The sequence below is a fragment of the Synechococcus sp. MU1643 genome, assembly GCF_020514095.1.
GTDB lineage: Bacteria > Cyanobacteriota > Cyanobacteriia > PCC-6307 > Cyanobiaceae > Parasynechococcus.
In genome coordinates this window covers 584680-601567 of record NZ_VTKY01000001.1, presented here as the reverse complement: position 1 = coordinate 601567, position 16888 = coordinate 584680, and the positions used below count along the sequence as shown (strand labels likewise).

The following is a 16888-nucleotide window of genomic DNA, read 5'->3' as shown; positions in this document are numbered from 1 at the left end:
TCCGCACATTCCCAGGGTTTGGATGACGCCCCACGACCTCGGCCAGCTGGCGTTGCTGCTGTCTCCGGCCATGTTGCTCTCGGTTTTGTTGTTGTTCACCTTCGCGGCGGGCGGTTGACCCTGCGCTGACTGAGATAGCTTGGCCTCACCAACCGGATTGGCCGGGATCACTGTGACGCCGTGGCAGGAACACTTCTCTTCAACGCCCTCCGGGAAGCCATCGACGAGGAGATGGGGAGAGACCCCCACGTCTGTGTGATGGGGGAGGACGTCGGCCATTACGGCGGCAGTTACAAAGTCACCAAGGATCTGGCGGAGAAATACGGCGATCTCAGGGTGCTCGACACTCCAATTGCTGAGAACGGCTTCACCGGAATGGCAGTTGGTGCCGCGATGACCGGCCTCCGGCCGATTGTTGAGGGCATGAACATGGGCTTCCTGCTCCTGGCCTTCAACCAGATCTCTAACAACATGGGAATGCTCCGCTACACCAGCGGCGGTAACTTCACCATCCCCACCGTGGTGCGTGGCCCTGGTGGTGTGGGTCGTCAGCTTGGCGCCGAGCACAGCCAACGGCTTGAGGCCTACTTCCATGCTGTCCCCGGCATCAAGATCGTGGCCTGCAGCACGCCCACCAATGCCAAAGGCCTGATGAAGGCCGCGATTCGCGACAACAATCCTGTGCTCTTCTTCGAGCACGTCTTGCTCTACAACCTCAGTGAGGAGCTCCCCGAAGGCGACTACACCTGTGCCCTCGATCAGGCGGATCTGGTGCAGGAAGGCACCGATGTGACGATCCTCACCTACTCCCGGATGCGTCATCACTGCCTCAAGGCCGTGGAGCAACTGGAGGCTGAGGGGGTGAGCGTTGAACTAATCGATCTCATCAGCCTCAAGCCCTTCGACATGGAGACGATCAGTCGCTCCATCCGCAAGACCAACAAGGTGATCGTGGTGGAGGAATGCATGAAGACCGGCGGCATCGGGGCCGAGTTGATTGCGCTGATCACCGAGCTGTGTTTCGACGACCTTGATGCTCGGCCTGTGCGTCTCTCCAGTCAGGACATCCCCACTCCCTACAACGGTTCACTGGAGAACCTCACGATCATTCAGCCGCATCAGATCGTTGAGGCGGCGCAGGCATTGGTCAAGAAAGGCATCTGAAGTTGATGGCGCGTTATCAGGGTTGGTTTGCCCTTGTTCTTGCCCTGGCGATCGCCGCCGGGATGTTTTTGGTTCGTACGCCGCTGGAACTGGGCCTCGATCTACGGGGCGGCAGTCAGCTCACCGTTGAAGTGAAGCCAGCCGGGGAGATTACCCGGGTCGGCGCCGAAGAGATGGAAGCCGTGAAAGCCGTTCTCGATCGTCGGGTTAACGGCCTTGGCGTGGCCGAGTCCACCCTGCAGACGGTCGGTGAGTCGCAGCTGGTGTTGCAGCTCCCCGGCGAACAGGATCCCACCGCCGCCGCGCGGGTTCTTGGTGATACGGCTCTGCTGGAATTTCGTGCCCAAAAGCCCGATACCGGAGCTGAGTTCCGTGGTCTGAGGCAGCTCCGTTCTCAGGTGGAAGCGATCCTCAGGTTGCGTGAGGATCAGGTCCGCCGCGGTGAAACCCCGGCGCCTCTGGATCTTGATCAGCTGAAGTCAACCCAGGAGACTCTGGGTCTTGATGGTCAGGCCAGCTCAGACGAGGAGCAGCTCCGCGGGCTTTTGAAAAAGGTTGATTCCGATCTGCTCACGATGCTCGAGCCGGCAGCGCTGACGGGTAAGCAGTTGGTGACAGCAGGCCGACAACCGCTCCAGAACAACCCGAACAGCTGGGAGGTGACCCTAAATTTCGATGGTGAGGGTGCTGAGGCTTTCGCTGACCTCACCAAATCAATTGCCGGTACCGATCGGTTGTTGGCCATCACATTGGATGATCAGCTGATTAGTGCTGCCAGTGTTGGCCCCCAGTTCAAAAGTGCTGGAATCTCAGGCGGAGCAGCCACCATCAGCGGCAATTTCAGCGCGGAAACGGCCCGTGAGCTCGAGGTGAAGCTCCGTGGAGGCTCCCTGCCCCTGCCCGTTGAAGTGATCGAGGTCCGCACCATCGGGCCCACGCTCGGAGCAGAGAACATCCGCCGCAGCCTGGTGGCCGCTCTCTCGGGCCTGGCTCTGGTGGCTGTGTTCATGGTGGTGGCCTATCGCCTGCCTGGGGCGGTGGCCGTGATGGCCCTCAGCCTCTATGCCCTGTTCAACTTGGCTGTGTACGCCTTGATTCCGGTCACCCTCACCTTGCCGGGAATCGCTGGTTTCATCCTCTCGATCGGCATGGCGGTGGATGCCAATGTGCTGATTTTCGAGCGCATCAAAGACGAATTGCGGCGGGGCAACACCTTGATCCGGTCGATTGATACAGGCTTCTCCGAGGCTTTTTCATCGATCGTTGATGGTCACCTCACCACGTTGATCAGCTGCGCAGCTCTTTTCTTCCTCGGCATCGGCCTGGTCAAGGGCTTTGCAGCGACCCTGGGCATCGGTGTTCTGCTGAGTTTGTTCACGGCCCTGACTTGCACCCGCACCCTGCTTCGTTTCCTGATGGGCTACGCCGGTCTGCGTCGTGCCACCAATTTCCTGCCCACTGGGCAACTTCCTTCCCCCACCGCCTGAACCATGACTGAAGCATCGTCATCGGCACAAGCGGGCACGGTCCTCAGCCTGCGCTGGTCCCTCAGCAGCATGCGCCGCAGGGTGTGGCTGATTTCTGGTCTGGTGGTTTTGATCAGCCTGTTGGGCTTGTTGCTCAGCTGGTTGGATCCTGGGATACGTGCTCCCCTCCGTCCGGGCTTGGATTTCACTGGCGGCACGCAGATCCAACTGGAGCGCCGTTGTGATGACGCATGCGCTGAGCTCAAGGCGATTGCGGTCTCGGATGTGATCCGCAACCTGGACCTGCCTCAAGAGGAGGGCCAACCTCTCCCCAATCTGGGTGCACCCCGGGTTCAGCTTCTGGATGGGGGGCAGTCTTTGTTGCTGCGCCTGCCGACGTTGTCGGCTGCCCAGGGCCAAGCGGTCATTGAGGCCGTTGATCCCGTCGCAGGGCCGTTCCTCTCCGGTGGTCAATCGGTCGACACCATCGGGCCGAGCCTGGGCAAGCAACTGCTTCGCAGCAGCCTGATTTCTCTGCTGGTGGCCTTCAGCGGTATTGCGGCCTACATCAGCTTCCGCTACGACCGTCGCTACGCCTTACTTGCCCTTGTGGCGTTGGCCCACGATGTGGCGATCGTTTGTGGTGTCTTTGCCTGGCTCGGGGTTGTGCTTCAGCTGGAGGTGGACAGCTTGTTTGCGGTTTCACTGCTGACGATTGCAGGTTATTCGGTGAACGACACGGTGGTGGTCTTTGATCGCATCCGTGAACGCAGCAAGGACGCCGCCGACTTGCCCCTTTCACTACAGGTGGATCAAGCGGTTTCTGCCACATTGACCCGAACCCTTTACACCAGCGGAACGACCTTGCTGCCCCTTTTGGCTCTCGTGTTTTTCGGGGGGGCAACTCTGTATTGGTTTGCGATAGCCCTCGCCCTCGGGGTTGTTGTTGGTTCTTGGTCGAGTATTGCCCTGGCACCGTCGCTGCTCACCCTCTGGGACCGCTCCCGTGACTAATCCCAGCGGCGATTCAGAGCGCAGACGCCGTGCTGTTCCAGCCCGTTGGTTCCCGATTTTGTTGATCCTGCTGGCTCTCGGTGATCTGCGCACCGAAATCCTGTTGCTCAGTGATCAGTTCACCATGACGGGGCTTGGTTATGCCATTCGGCATCATCAGCTTGCTGTGCTGGTTTTGCTGGGTTCCGGCTCTTTATGGCGTCGCTTCAGTTAGCGCTTGGGGCTTTTGCCAAATTCACGCCAGATCGAATCCCAGGTGCGTTGTTTCACGTCGGCATTCCACTGCCCCTGGCTGTGGGTTGAGGCCCACCACGATTCGAACAGATCGTGGGCTTCTTCGTGCAGCAACTCAGGGTCCAAATTCTCGCGAACCAGCTGCATCACGGCCTGCCTCAGTTCCTCATAACGGGAGAAATTGAAGATGACGTCCAAGCCGGTTTGTCTCAAGACCTCTTGGACACACTATTGGATTGAAGGGCGTCGAGGGGGCTTCTTCGGTATCGAGGTGAACGTCATTGTTTTTCAAGCCTGAGCTACGACTCGATTGGTTGCTCAGGTTCCATGGAGTTGAATCCGGGTCTTAGTGAGGTGGTGTTTGGCTTGCGTGCCGAGGTGGAAGCGCTGAAAGCGCGGTTGACCCAAATTGAACGGGGGCAGGAGGTTGCGGTCTCCGCGGCTTACTGGCAGGCGGTTGAGCGAGAGCGCGATTCGAGCGAGAAAAAGAAACGTCAGCTGCTCTGAAGGAGGCAAAAAATTGGGACCCTCTCCCAAGAGTCCCAATGCTCGACGCGTCGTTCTCACGACTCAGTAAAAATACTTAGTCAGAGCTGGTCTCAGGTGTGACCCTTGTTACCAAGTGTTCAGTTCGATGCATGTCTGGTTTCTCGGCTCACGCCCAGCGATCCATGATCTGCTGTACCACCACGCGCTGCATCAGCACCTGAAGCACCACCACCAGGGGAAGGGCCAGCAATACGCCAGGAAGCCCCAACAGGGCACCAAGGCTGAGCTGAGCTGTTAAGGCCACGGTGGGCAGCAGATTCACTGTTTTGCGCAGCAACAGCGGTGTGAGCAGAAAGGCCTCTAGGTTCTGCAGCACCAGCCGGAACACCAGCACCGACACCATCAATTGCGGCGACTGCAGTAGGGCCAACCCCGTGGGCAGCAGCGTTGCCGCCGTAGGGCCGATGGTCGGCACGAATGTGAGCAGGCCACAGACCAAGGCACTCAACAGGGCCAGGGGGGCTTTGAGCAGCAATAGGCCACCCCAGGTAAGTAGAAACACGGTGGTGGCGGAGAGGGTCATGCCACTGAGCCACCCTCCCAACGCTTGCCGGCATTCATAGAGCAGGTGCTCCATCTGCTGACGTGCCGGTCGGGGAGTCATGGCCACAACCATGCGCCGATGGGCGTTTGGATCCAAGGCCAGCAGGATCGCTAGCAGAACCATCAGGAACAGTTGAATCAGCGAGTTCGCCGCACCTCCAGCGAAACCCAGCAACGGCTGAAGCCCTTTCAGATTGAGGCCCTCACCCAAAGCGTCATTGAGTTGCGCCAGGCGTGGCTCATTGCTCAGCAGGTCGGACACCTTGCTGACCAACTGCGGCAGATCCCGCCCCAGTTGCTGGAACTGGCTGATCAGTTCCGGAACCAGCAGTTGCCCAAGCAGTCCCCCGGCCAAAATCAAAATCCCCAGCACGACCCCCAGGGCCTGTGGGCGCTCCAGTGGGGATCGCTTTTGAACCTGAACAATCAGCACATCCAGGGCGACGGCTACAACCACGGCGCCGAATAGCACCAGCAGCACCCAACGCAGGTGCCAGAGCAAAAGCACCAGCACCACCAAGGTGAGTGCAACAAGAAACGTGCCGGATGTCATCGAACCGGCTCCAGACGCTTCCAGCGATCCAAGACATCGTGGATCAGCACTTCACGGATGATCACCTGCAGCACCACCGCTAAGGGCAGAGCCATCAGCAGGCCGAGGGGGCCAAACAGGAGTGTGAACAGAAACTGAGCAGCCAGAGTCAATCCTGGGAGCAGCTTCACCTGGTGGTGCATCACCGATGGTGTGATCACATAACTCTCGATGTTCTGGATCACTACATAGGCACCCAGCACCGCAGCTGCTTTCCAGGGGGCATCCAACAGGGCCACCGCCATCGGGAAGATTGTGCTCATCGTTGGTCCCAGATTGGGAATCACGTTCAACAGGCCTGCAAGGAGTGCATTGGCCAGAACGAGCTTCACGCCCAAAAGTGTTAACGCAATGCTGCACAGCACAAACACCGCCAGGGAGCTGATCAGCACACCCACCATCCAGCTGCTCAAGGCAGCACCGCATTGATCCAGGATGCGGAGCCCCCGGCGTCGGTAGAAGGAGGGAATCAGCTGAAGCCCAACATTCCGATAGGCCTGGGGCTGAATGCTGATCATCAGGGCCACCGCCACCACGAACAACAGACGCAGAACACCGTTGCCGAGGTTGCCAGCCAAACCGAGCAGGCCCAACAAGCCATTGCCCACGCCAGCGGCGAGTGATGAACCGTCGGGCACGAGCTGGCGTGGACCGTTCAGTCCCAGTTCCTCGAGATCGGGGAATGCATCGACGCCATAAATGGACGCACTGATGCTGTCGATCCAACCGAGGCCTAGCCGAACGAGGGTCTGCCCCGCTTCGGGCAGCTTCTGCAACAACAGTGCAAACTCCTCGAGGAAAGGAGGGACAACAACGCCTGCCGCAGCTGCTGCCACCAACATCAGTCCAACGATGCAGAGCAGTAAGGCCACTGGCCGCTGCATCGGCTGCCGCTGGCGAAGGATGCCCACCAGCGTGCACAGCGCCATGGCTAAAACAATCGCTGCAAAAATCAGCAGCAGAAGGTCACGCAGCGACCAAAGCAGAACGATGGCTGCAATAAAGGCTGTCAATGACAGCCACTGAGGCAGTCTCAAGCTTGTTGATCGTCGGCTCCGTCAGTCTGATCGGATTCCTGGCTTTGTGAATAACCCAAGCCATTGGCATCGGCGTAGCGCTGGGCGAAGCGCATGAACCGTTCGAAGTCCTCTTCGGACTTCCATGAATAAACGGCTTCAAGGGCACTGGCGGTGCCGTTTACGAATTTGCCATTCACTTCCCGGGTGACCATTTCGCCCTCTTCATCCACCATCCACATTCCGGTGATGTCACCCATGGTTTCGGGTGCAATCGCAGCGGGCTGTTCGAAACGGAAGGTGGCTTGACCTGTGCGGCCATCACGGCTGCGGGTCAGACGGATGTCGGGCACCACTGGCTCGTTGACTCCCCGAAAGAACTGAATCGCTGCTTTGCTCACGTCGTTCTCGAACCATCGCTGGGGGCGATCTTAATCGGGGATTTCAATGAACCCCCGGTCGATCAAGTTCTCGGCGGCTTGATCAGCGCTGAGCCCCGAGAGATCGATCGCTTCGCGTCTGTGCGTTCGCGCTAACTCATGGTCGTAACAGCGGTCGTAGTAATCGAGCGTGGCGCGGCAGGCGCTGGCCCAGTCTTCCCTGGCAATCGCTTCGAGGGCTTCCTTGGTGCGTTGGGGCCCCAGGCGTCGACTGATCCTTTCGGTTGCTTCAGCCAGAGCAGCTCCCCCCTGGAGGCCGTACACCTGCACCAATTGGTTCACCCGCTCTTTTAGCTCGCGCTTAATCTCCAGCACAGGGGCCTGTTGCATCTGATCGAACAGGGGCTTCGGAATGCGGCAACGGCCCACCTGGATGCTTTCAGCTTCTAACCAGATCGCCGTGGCCCCACGGTGTAGATGTTGATCCAGAGCCTCAGCCAATTGGTTCTCGTAGTGCTCTGTGCTGGGTTGATCCGGTAGGCCCAGGCCGCCGAAACTGCTGCCGCGGTGGTTGGCCAGCCCTTCCAAATCAATAACGGCTGCACCGCGTGCCGCCATGGCCAACAGCAGATCGGTTTTCCCTGTTCCCGTGCGTCCGCCCATCACGCGAAGGGGCCAGGTCTGTTCAAATCGGCTCTGAGCCCAGCGCCGGTAGCTCTTGTATCCCCCCTGAAGCAGCCTCGGCTTGAGATCGATCTGTTGGGCAAGCCAGGCCACACTGGCCGAGCGCATTCCGCCCCTCCAGCAGTAGATCCGTGGATCCCCCTGGTGACGGAGGCTTTCCAGTTGACGGGCCAAGCTGCTGAGCTTGGGGCCGGTGAGTTCAAGCCCCAGATGAATCGCTGGAGTCCGTCCCTGCTGCTTGTAGGCGGTACCGACTGCGGCGCGTTCCTCATTATTGAAAAGAGGCACGTTGATGGCCCCAGGCCAGTGTCCCTGTTCAAATTCGCCGGGGCTGCGCACGTCCACCAGCGGACCTTTCAGCTCGCGAAGCTGCTGAATCTCGATTGAACCTGTTTCGCCCATGCCTGACATAGTGGCCAACACCGAGCCAGTTGGGGCCGGTTGCGACTCATGCTCTCCGGTTCCACACCCGCCACCAAACTCAGCGTTGACCAGCTGCTGGATCGTTTCGCGGAGGGAACACCTCGCCAGCGACGTCCTCTGATCAAGCAGATCGAATCCCGTGCTGAGGAGCTGGCTGCGGTTGGACCAGGATTGCTCTCTGGTTTCGATCCCTCTTGTGATGACTGGGCTGCAGGGTGGATCTTGCAGGTGTTGCAGCGCCACCAGCCCGATGCTGTTTTCGCTCTGCTCCCGTCGTCCGATCGAGGCTGGTTGACCACTGATTCCGGGGTTGGACTGGATTACGGGCCTCTGCAGCAGGAGCTGCTCCATCAGAACTTTGAGGAGGCAGATCGCATCACCAGTCAGTGCCTGCGCGAATTAGCCGGTGATGCCGCCGTGAAACGGGGCTACATCTATTTCTCAGAAGTAGCGCCGATGTCAGGCGTTGATCTGGTCAGTCTCGATCGACTCTGGACCGTGTATTCCCAAGGTCGCTTTGGCTTCACAGCCCAGTCCCAGTTGTTGTCAGCCCTCGATGGGCGTTATGAACGCCTTTGGCCCCGGATTGGCTGGAAATGCGATGGCGTCTGGACCCGCTATCCCGGTGCCTTTACCTGGTCGATCGAGGCTCCTGAGGGGCACATGCCCTTGATCAATCAGCTCCGTGGCGTTCGCCTGATGGATTCCCTGTTGAATCATCCGGCGCTTGTGGCCCGCAGATCCTGACGGGGCTTCCAATCAACGGTAAGTTCGAAAGACCGACGTCAAGGGCCCCACAGTGCCGTCCAAGAGGTTTCGCTGGGCTGAGTTCACCTTGCCGTCGACCCTTCAGCTGGCTCCTCTGCTGGAGCTGCTGACCGAGCCGGTTGGTTGTGGTCTCACCATTCAGCGGATTGAGTTGGGATTGCATGAAGCCCTGGTCAATGCCGTTCGCCATGGCAACGCTGAGAACCCCGCCAAGAAGCTCCGTGTTCGCCGCATCCTTACGCCCAATTGGATGGTCTGGCAGGTTCAGGATGAGGGTTTCGGCCTCCCACAACAGTCACGCACATCAACCCTGCCGTCGAACCTCGATGCTGCCAGCGGCCGTGGTTTGTTTTTGATCCATCAATGTTTTGATGATGTGCGCTGGAGCCGGCGGGGCAATCGCTTGCAGCTGGCCTGCCGATGGCCGGTCAGTGACGCGGGCAGCCCGGATCCTTCAACTCTCCTTTGAACCACCCGAGCGCCTGTTGGGTCAGGTTCTCCACGTCGGCGCTGTTTCCTTGACGGAGCAGTTGCACCATCGCTGCCGCCAATAATTCAGCTCCACGGCGCTGTCTGTTGCTCTTGAGCTGATGCCAGTCGCGATCTCCGATGCGGAGCAACTGATGCAGCTCTTCCGCCTTGGCTGTGGCGGAATCAGGCCATGGGGTGTCGGGTGAAGTCATCCCTGAATCAGCAGATCGATCTAGTTTCGGGTGATGTTGGTGCAATGGAGTGGAGCAGCGCAAAGGTCAACCAGGCGTTCGTGAACTGCGTTGGTTGCACCATGCCTTACGGCTGGTGTTGGAAGGGCAATGTCAGGCCCATGCCCGATCGGATGTTGCGGCGCTGAGATGGGTTCAGCGCCGAAAACTTGCTGTGAATCCGATCACTCAACGGCCCGTGGGCTGGGCGTTTTTACCAGCGTCTGGGGAGCGCTTCTGAAGGGCATTGCGCTTCGGTGGAGCAGGGTTTGGCTTGGCTTGGTTTCTTGCTTAGCTCTGAATAGATCAGGAGAACAGCTCACCTGTTGGTAATGGGCCTAGCCAACCACCACCAGCGAATTGGAGGAAGGGGCAATCTCTTCAGTGGCTGACATCTCAGTGGGCTGTGCCACATCCTGACCGCGAAGCCAGGCATTGTGCAGAGCCCGCCTGCGTCGATCTTCAGATAACACCAAACGATCGGCCGCTGCTTGAGGACTTTCCCCCGGCACCACTGCCGTGCGCAGGCAGATCCCGAAACCGTGGGCTTCCACCTGCACATGGCCTTCCATCAGCACCACCTGAAAGGTCCAGCCCTGAAGCCAACGCAGCCAGAAGGGATTGGTCATGAAGTTCCCTTCGGAATCGATCACACCCTATGGCTCGCAGCCGTTCGTGCAAGGGACCCTGTCAGGGAATCCCCTCAGCTGGCCTCTGCGATGGGTTTGCGTGCGGACCAGACCCGCGTCATGAAGTGAGTTTCCGCGGTGATGCCTTCGAACCCTGCAGCTGAGAGGCGGGCGTCGATGTCATCGCCGATGTAGTCGCGGTAGTACGGCTCATGGAAGACACGCCGGAAGTTTTCCATCACTGCGGCGAACTTGGGTGAGTCAGCCATCTGAACAGAGTCGGCCAGGACAAACACACCACCAGGCTCGAGCACACGCCAGGCCTCGTTCAGGACGTTCTGGCGGGCTTCTGCCGGCAGTTCGTGCAGCAGAAACACACTGGTAACGGCTTGAACCGATCCATCCGCCAATGGCAGGGATTCTCCGTTGGCACGGATCAGCTGAACCAGCGATGCATCGCCGTCATTCAGCCAGCGGTTGGCTTGACGCAGGTAAGACTCGGAAAGATCGGTTCCGATGAGCTGCGCGTGGGGCGCGGCAGCTCTGATTTGCTGCAATGTCCGGCCCGTGCCGGTGGCTACATCGAGAATCTTCAAAGAGCCGGGAGCACGGTCTGCGAAGTGCTTCAAGCCTCGTTTCAGCGGAGCCAAGACCCGCCTTCGCATGGCATCGGCGGTGCCATTGAAGAGAATTTCCACTTGCAGGTCATAGAGACCTGCCGAGTGGTCACTCAGGTAACCGTCGGTTTGATGGTGAAAATTCTGGAGGTAGTACTCGGGGTAAAGCTCTTTGTCGGTCTCCTTAGGCAGATCGCGCACGTTGCGCTCTCGACGTCGATCCCAGGTGGAGGGAAGATCCATCCAAACCTGCGGGTAGCGGCTAACCCAGTCGAGCCAGGGAGCATCGAACAACAACTGTTCGGGGTAGACCCCCTGTTCGGCATCTTGCCAGTCCTGTTCCTGGAGCTTGCTCATGTCCAAGCGGAGCTCTCCAAGAACTTCGGCGGACACGGGTTCCGTTTTCGGAACGGCATCTGGAGCCAGAAGCTCCATCAGCTTGGTACTCAGCTCTTTGTGGGCCAGGCCCGCGATGCTTTTGCCTTGCTGAAGCGTTTGGTACGCAAGTTTGCTCAGGGGCGTTGATGCCATCGCGGATCAATACAACAATGCTATTCCAGCGAATGTGACGCGCAATCGCGTGCTTTGCAGTCCACAAAAAAGCCCGCCTCCAGGGAGGCGGGCCGTGGAATGTATGTGCGCTGATCAGGCGTCGTAGTACATGGTGAATTCGTGGGGATGCGGCCGCTGGCGCAGCTGCTGAACCTCTTCGTACTTCAGGTCGATCCAGTTGTCGATGAAGTCGTCACTGAACACGTCGCCAGCGGTGAGGAATGCGCGATCGGCATTCAACGCTTCTAGCGCACCGTTGAGGGACGCAGGAACCGTGGCGATCTTGGACAGCTCTTCAGCTGCCAGTTCGAACAGGTCGCGGTCTTCGCCATCGCCAGGATCAATCTGGTTCTTGATGCCGTCCAGACCAGCCATCAGCATGGCGCTGAAGGCGAGATAGGGGTTGGCCAGGGCATCACCCGATCGGAATTCGAGACGCTTGGCTTTCGGGCTCGGGCCGGTGAGCGGGATCCGCACTGCTGCAGAGCGATTGCCTTCGGAGTAGACGAGGTTCACGGGTGCTTCGAAACCGGGCACCAGACGCTTGTAACTATTGGTGGTGGGGTTGGTGAAGGCCAGGAAGGCGGGAGCGTGCTTGAGGATGCCTCCGATGTACCAGCGGGCCGTCTGCGAGAGATTCGCGTAGGTGCCTTCGCCGAAGAACAGGGGCTGACCGCCCTTCCAAAGGCTTTGGTGCACGTGCATGCCGGAGCCGTTGTCGTTGAAGACCGGCTTGGGCATAAAGGTGGCCGTCTTGCCGTACTTCTTTGCCACGTTGCGAACGACGTACTTGTACGTCATGACGTTGTCGGCAGCCTCGATCAGCTCAGCAAATTTCATGCCGAGTTCGTGCTGGCCCGCGCCGGCCACCTCGTGGTGGTGCTTCTCCGTAGGGATACCTAGCTGACTCATCAGCAGGAGCATCTCGGAGCGGATGTCCTGAGCGGTGTCGTTGGGAGCGACAGGGAAGTAGCCCTCTTTCTCCTGGATCTTGTAGGCGAGGTTGCCGCCTTCCTCGATGCGTCCGGTGTTCCAGTTTGCCTCGATGGTGTCAACGCTGTAAAAGGAGCCACCTTCGGCCGAGTTGTAACGGACGTCGTCGAAGAGGAAGAACTCCGGCTCAGGACCGAAGAAAGCCATGTCGGCCAGCCCGGTGCTGGCTAGGTGGTTCAGAGCTCTCTGGGCCAGGGCGCGGGGGCAGCGCTCATAGGGCTGGCCGGTGCGTGGTTCCTGAATCGAGCAGATCATGCTCAGGGTCTTGTGCCGGTAGAAAGGGTCCACCCAGGCGGAATTGGGGTCCGGCACCATGGCCATGTCGGAGGCCTGGATGCCTTTCCATCCGCGAATGGATGAGCCGTCAAAAGCAAGGCCCTCAGTGAAGGACTCTTCCTCTAGCAGATCGGTGCAGACCGTGAGGTGCTGCCATTTGCCGTGCAGATCGGTGAATTTGAGGTCGATCAGTTCGATGCCTTCGTCCTTGATCTGGCGCAGGACGTCCTGGGGGGATTTCGACATAAGAAAGGACTGCTCGACTGAATTGTGCAGTGATGTGACCGTAAAGAGCCACAAGTCACCATTTTGTATCAAGGGGTACGTTCCAACCGCTAAACGGCGACTGCGTAACCGTTTCTGTCAACTTGGCTGAAATGCAGGCCTGCCAAAGGATCTGACCGCTTCAACGGTGTTAACTTCCCCTGGGAATCCTCTGGAGATTCAGGGACATGCGCGATGCAATCAGCGGTCTGATCGGTCGCTACGACCAGTTAGGTCGCTATTTCGATCGTTCGGCGATCGACAGCATCAATGCGTACCTAGATGAATCCACGCTGCGGATTCAGGCCGTTGAGCTGATTAACGGGTCTGCTGCCGAGATTGTGCGTGAAGCCAGTCAGCGCTTGTTCCGGGATGAGCCCGACCTGCTGTTGCCTGGCGGCAATGCTTACACCACGCGCAGGCTCGCCGCCTGCCTGAGGGATATGGACTATTTCCTGCGTTACGCCAGTTACGCCCTGGTGGCTGGTGACTCCACGATCCTCAATGAGCGTGTTCTGAACGGACTCGACGACACCTACAAGAGTCTGGGCGTACCCACCGGTCCAACAGTTCGCAGCATCGTTTTGTTGGGCGAAGTTGTCTCTGAGATGCTTCTAGCTAACGGTGCTGCATCTGATCAGCTCGCCACCGTTCTTCAGCCGTTTGATCATCTGGCCAAAGGCCTTGGTGAAACCAACGTGCGTCAGCGCTGAGCCCGAAGGTTCAACGCAAGATTCGAACAGATTGCAATTGCGCTTTCCTCATCCCTTCCGAGGGGCGTGACTGCGTAGGCTCATTATTACGAAAGAATGATCAGGGCTTTGGCGACGACGAACTCACTCCTTCCTGTTGACGATCGTCACCGCAAAGCCTTTGCACCGATCGGCACACCCGACCGCCTCTTGCTTGGACCCGGCCCCTCAAATGCCCATCCAACGGTTCTGGAGGCTCTGTCGAGAACGCCGATTGGTCACCTAGATCCTCTCTACGTGGAGCTGATGGGTGAGGTTCAAGAGCTGCTGCGTTACGCCTGGCAAACCGACAACCGCCTCACGCTTCCGATGAGCGGCACCGGCAGTGCTGCCATGGAGGCAACCTTGGCCAACACCGTTGAACCTGGAGACACCGTTCTCGTGGCGGTCAAGGGATACTTCGGCCTGCGACTGGCTGACATGGCAGGCCGCTACCGCGCTGAGGTGAAAACCATTGAGAAGCCATGGGGTGAGTGGTTTTCCCTCGATGAGCTGGAAGCTGCCCTGATTGAGCACAAGCCCGCCATCCTTGCGATGGTTCATGCCGAAACCTCGACGGGCGTCTGCCAACCCATGGAGGGCATTGGCGTCCTCTGCCGGAAGCATGGTTGCCTGCTGCTGCTCGACACCGTTACATCCCTGGGAGGTGTGCCGCTCTACATCGATGAGTGGAAGGTTGATCTTGCCTACAGCTGCAGCCAGAAAGGCCTGAGCTGCCCTCCCGGACTCGGCCCCTTCACCATGGGTCCCCGTGCTGAGGCCAAGATGACCGCCCGTCAGGGCAAGGTTCCCAACTGGTACCTGGATGTTTCCCTGCTGAATCAATACTGGGGAAGCGACCGCGTCTATCACCACACTGCGCCGGTCAACATGAACTTCGGCATGCGCGAGGCTCTGCGTCTTTTGGCAGAGGAAGGTCTCGATCAGGCCTGGGCACGCCATCGCAGCAATGCTGAGATGCTCTGGAGTGGTCTTGAAAGCCTCGGTCTTTCAATGCATGTCCCAGCCGACCGCCGATTGCCCACCCTTACTACGGTTCGCATTCCTGATGGTGTGGATGGCAAGGCCTTCAGCCAACACCTGCTCAACAACCACGGCATCGAGGTTGGTGGCGGACTCGGCAGCCTTGCTGGAAAAATCTGGCGCATCGGTCTGATGGGCTACAACTCCAACCCTGAAAACGTGAACCGGTTGCTCAACCTGTTTGAGACAGAGCTGCCTCGTTTCAGCGGTTCTGTCGCCGCCGCTGCCTGAACCAGCGTTCCAGCTGCCCCCTCGCCTCAGGTTCGCGCACGCCCTGAATCACCCTCATGTGGTGATGAGCACTGTCATGAGTGGAGAGGTCAAGGCTTCCCCCTAGGCCTCCTCGTTTCGGGTCTTTTGCCGCGAAAACCACTGTTCCCATCCGGGCTTGCACCAAGGCCCCTGCACACATGGGGCAGGGCTCGAGGGTGACGATCAGGGTGCAGTTGTTGAATCTCCAGTCGTCCTGAACGGTCGCTGCCTGTTGCAAGGCCACCAGTTCGGCGTGCCCTAGGGGATCCCTGTGGTTCTGGCGCCGGTTGCGTCCATGGCCGATGGCTCGTCCCTGTCCATCGAGGATCACTGCTGCCACTGGCACTTCTCCCTCCAATCCAGCTTCCTTGGCGCGCTGGAGCAGAACGTCCATCCAGCGAGTGAACTCATCCCGCTGATCCACCGCTGTCCCACGTTGTCCTTTGAGCACCTTCCCACGAGACGCGAAGATCACTGCAGTTCACGAGTCTCCGTTGCAAGCCTGTTCCGAGTCTCAGCAACCACCGGATCGGCTTGCTCCGTTCGCCATCCCCTCGGCCGCAGATCCGGTGCTGAGGGACTTCCTGCATCGCAGTTCAGATCTGCTGTGTAGTTGGATCGGCTCCGCTGATCGATCCAGCCCGGTCCCCGTCATGCGCCCCTTGCCTGACGTGGCCCCAGGGGTTGAGGGGGCCAGCGTTGAATCGTTGCTCAGTGACCTTCAGCAGGTGATGGATGGGGCATATCAGCCTTCCCATCCCGGTGCTCTGGCCCATCTCGATCCGCCCCCGCTCACCGCATCCATTGCGGCGGAATTGGTCTGTGCAGGTCTCAACAACAACCTCCTGGCCGAGGAGCTTTCGCCTGGTCTGACAGGCCTTGAACATGACCTCTGCCGCTGGTTCTGCCACCGGATCGGCTTGCCCACGGGGTCTGGAGGGGTTCTGGCAAGCGGCGGAACCCTGAGCAATCTCATGGGTTTGGTGGCGGCACGGGCGGCGTTGGGGGCCAGTCATCGGGATCCTGTGCTGCTGTGCAGCCAAGATGCCCACGTCTCGATCAACAAGGCCGCAAGGGTTATGGGGCTGGCGGATGATGCGCTTGAGACGCTTCCCGTGGCTGCGGATGGTGGCCTTTGCCTCGAGGCTTTGGCCGAGCGTTTGAGATCCCTACAATCCGAGGGACGTCCTTGTTTGGCGGTGGTGGCCACGGCCGGCACCACGGTGCGCGGAGCCATTGATCCTCTGTTGGATGTGGCAACCCTCTGCCGTGATGCTGAGGTCTGGTTGCATGTTGATGCCGCCATCGGCGGTGTGTTTGCTCTGAGTTACAGCCATGCAACTCTTATGGACGGCATGGACCTGGCGGATTCGATCACGCTGAACCCCCAGAAATTGCTGGGCATCACCAAGGCGTCATCCCTGCTGTTGCTGCGGGACCGGACCCATCTCCGTCAGGCCTTTGCAACGGGTTTGCCCTACATGGAGGCACCCAAGGGGATGGATCACGGCGGGGAGATCGGCTTGCAGGGCACCCGACCTGCGGAGATCCTCAAGCTTTGGCTGGGCCTGCGTCAGTTGGGCGAGGCGGGCATCGAAGCGACGCTCAGCGGAGCTTTGCAACGGCGAACCGCCTTTGCGTCCCAGTTGGATCCAGAGAAGTTCACGGTGTTGACCGGTGATCTTCACCTGCTCGCATTCCATGCCAAGCAGGGGGGTGTTGATGCAGTCGACCGTTGGAGTGAAGACACCCGTCAAACGTTGCTGTCTCACGGCTACATGCTGTCGCGACCTTTCTACGGCGACCGTTTCTGTCTCAAGGCGGTTTTTGGAAACCCCCACACCACGGCTCAGCACCTCAGCGACTTGTCGGGACGACTGAATGGATCGCTGGCTCCAGCCTGATCGTTCACAATCGCCATCGTTTGAAAGGCTCCCATGTCGGAACAGCAGCAGGGTTCACGCTGGGTTGCCATCGTCACCGGGGCGATCTCCGT

General features: G+C 59.3%; 20 protein-coding genes. 10 read left to right on the top strand and 10 right to left on the bottom strand.

Annotated features, from left to right (window positions below; all coding sequences use genetic code 11):
* Positions 1-180: 180 nt before the first annotated feature.
* Genes FZX09_RS03575 through FZX09_RS03560 form a run of 4 tightly spaced genes read left to right on the top strand, consistent with a single transcriptional unit; the run spans position 181 to position 3858 of the window.
* Positions 181-1164, top strand: a complete 984-nt coding sequence (locus FZX09_RS03575; protein ID WP_226400059.1) for a pyruvate dehydrogenase complex E1 component subunit beta — start codon at positions 181-183, stop codon at positions 1162-1164.
* A 5-nt stretch (positions 1165-1169) separates the two neighbouring features.
* A complete protein-coding gene (gene secD / locus FZX09_RS03570) occupies positions 1170-2651 on the top strand; it encodes a protein translocase subunit SecD (RefSeq protein ID WP_226400058.1) in 1482 nt (493 codons plus the stop codon).
* 3 nt (positions 2652-2654) lie between these two features.
* A complete protein-coding gene (gene secF / locus FZX09_RS03565) occupies positions 2655-3644 on the top strand; it encodes a protein translocase subunit SecF (protein WP_226400057.1) in 990 nt (329 codons plus the stop codon).
* A complete protein-coding gene (locus tag FZX09_RS03560; RefSeq protein WP_226400055.1) occupies positions 3637-3858 on the top strand; it encodes a hypothetical protein in 222 nt (73 codons plus the stop codon). Before secF ends, FZX09_RS03560 begins: the two co-directional genes overlap by 8 nt.
* Here FZX09_RS03560 and FZX09_RS03555 read toward each other — a convergent pair.
* Positions 3855-4076, bottom strand: a complete 222-nt coding sequence (locus tag FZX09_RS03555; RefSeq protein ID WP_226400053.1) for a hypothetical protein — start codon at positions 4074-4076, stop codon at positions 3855-3857. The two genes, FZX09_RS03560 and FZX09_RS03555, sit on opposite strands and share 4 nt — an antisense overlap.
* A 129-nt stretch (positions 4077-4205) precedes the next feature.
* On the opposite strand from FZX09_RS03555, the gene FZX09_RS03550 reads away from it, so the two are divergent.
* Positions 4206-4385 (top strand): hypothetical protein, encoded by a 180-nt coding sequence (locus tag FZX09_RS03550; RefSeq protein ID WP_226400051.1) that lies wholly within the window; start codon positions 4206-4208, stop codon positions 4383-4385.
* 148 nt (positions 4386-4533) lie between these two features.
* Here FZX09_RS03550 and FZX09_RS03545 read toward each other — a convergent pair whose 3' ends face one another.
* From FZX09_RS03545 to mnmH, 4 genes are read right to left on the bottom strand one after another with little or no spacing between them, the layout of a single operon-like run.
* Positions 4534-5523 (bottom strand): AI-2E family transporter, encoded by a 990-nt coding sequence (locus FZX09_RS03545; RefSeq protein ID WP_226400050.1) that lies wholly within the window; start codon positions 5521-5523, stop codon positions 4534-4536.
* On the bottom strand, positions 5520-6599 hold the full coding sequence (locus tag FZX09_RS03540; RefSeq protein WP_226400049.1) for an AI-2E family transporter: 1080 nt from the start codon (positions 6597-6599) through the stop codon (positions 5520-5522). The genes FZX09_RS03545 and FZX09_RS03540 overlap by 4 nt, the downstream gene beginning before the upstream one ends.
* Positions 6596-6979: a photosystem II reaction center protein Psb28 gene (psb28, locus tag FZX09_RS03535; protein ID WP_226400048.1), complete on the bottom strand. Its 384-nt coding sequence runs from the start codon at positions 6977-6979 to the stop codon at positions 6596-6598. Before psb28 ends, FZX09_RS03540 begins: the two co-directional genes overlap by 4 nt.
* Before the next feature lie 30 nt (positions 6980-7009).
* Entirely contained in the window at positions 7010-8053 is a 1044-nt protein-coding gene (gene mnmH, locus FZX09_RS03530; RefSeq protein ID WP_226400356.1) for a tRNA 2-selenouridine(34) synthase MnmH, read from the bottom strand.
* A 39-nt stretch (positions 8054-8092) separates the two neighbouring features.
* On the opposite strand from mnmH, the gene FZX09_RS03525 reads away from it, so the two are divergent.
* A complete protein-coding gene (locus FZX09_RS03525) occupies positions 8093-8812 on the top strand; it encodes a GUN4 domain-containing protein (protein ID WP_226400042.1) in 720 nt (239 codons plus the stop codon).
* 52 nt (positions 8813-8864) lie between these two features.
* Positions 8865-9302 carry an ATP-binding protein gene (locus tag FZX09_RS03520; RefSeq protein WP_226400040.1) on the top strand — a complete coding sequence of 146 codons (438 nt, stop codon included), beginning with the start codon at positions 8865-8867 and terminating at the stop codon, positions 9300-9302.
* On the opposite strand, the gene FZX09_RS03515 is transcribed toward FZX09_RS03520, so the two are convergent.
* The 4 genes from FZX09_RS03515 to glnA all read right to left on the bottom strand — a co-directional run bounded on the left by FZX09_RS03515 (position 9262) and on the right by glnA (position 12847).
* Complete coding sequence (locus FZX09_RS03515; RefSeq protein ID WP_226400038.1) at positions 9262-9516, bottom strand: DUF6439 family protein; 255 nt, start codon at positions 9514-9516, stop codon at positions 9262-9264. The genes FZX09_RS03520 and FZX09_RS03515 overlap by 41 nt on opposite strands.
* Before the next feature lie 356 nt (positions 9517-9872).
* Positions 9873-10163 (bottom strand): copper-binding protein, encoded by a 291-nt coding sequence (locus FZX09_RS03510; RefSeq protein ID WP_226400354.1) that lies wholly within the window; start codon positions 10161-10163, stop codon positions 9873-9875.
* A 74-nt stretch (positions 10164-10237) separates the two neighbouring features.
* Positions 10238-11311, bottom strand: coding sequence for a class I SAM-dependent methyltransferase (locus FZX09_RS03505; protein WP_226400036.1), 1074 nt, complete (start codon positions 11309-11311; stop codon positions 10238-10240).
* Between the two features lie 114 nt (positions 11312-11425).
* Positions 11426-12847, bottom strand: coding sequence for a type I glutamate--ammonia ligase (glnA, locus tag FZX09_RS03500; protein WP_226400034.1), 1422 nt, complete (start codon positions 12845-12847; stop codon positions 11426-11428).
* A 206-nt stretch (positions 12848-13053) separates the two neighbouring features.
* Between glnA and FZX09_RS03495 the strand changes: the two genes are divergently transcribed.
* Both FZX09_RS03495 and FZX09_RS03490 read left to right on the top strand, forming a co-directional pair.
* Positions 13054-13578: an allophycocyanin subunit beta gene (locus FZX09_RS03495; RefSeq protein WP_226400032.1), complete on the top strand. Its 525-nt coding sequence runs from the start codon at positions 13054-13056 to the stop codon at positions 13576-13578.
* 96 nt (positions 13579-13674) lie between these two features.
* On the top strand, positions 13675-14871 hold the full coding sequence (locus FZX09_RS03490; protein WP_226400030.1) for an alanine--glyoxylate aminotransferase family protein: 1197 nt from the start codon (positions 13675-13677) through the stop codon (positions 14869-14871).
* Here the strand turns inward: FZX09_RS03490 and FZX09_RS03485 are convergent.
* Complete coding sequence (locus FZX09_RS03485; protein WP_226400352.1) at positions 14843-15286, bottom strand: nucleoside deaminase; 444 nt, start codon at positions 15284-15286, stop codon at positions 14843-14845. The genes FZX09_RS03490 and FZX09_RS03485 overlap by 29 nt on opposite strands.
* A gap of 100 nt (positions 15287-15386) precedes the next feature.
* Here FZX09_RS03485 and FZX09_RS03480 point away from each other — a divergent pair, with 100 nt between their 5' ends.
* Positions 15387-16796, top strand: a complete 1410-nt coding sequence (locus tag FZX09_RS03480; RefSeq protein WP_226400028.1) for a pyridoxal-dependent decarboxylase — start codon at positions 15387-15389, stop codon at positions 16794-16796.
* The last annotated feature ends 92 nt before the right edge of the window (positions 16797-16888 follow it).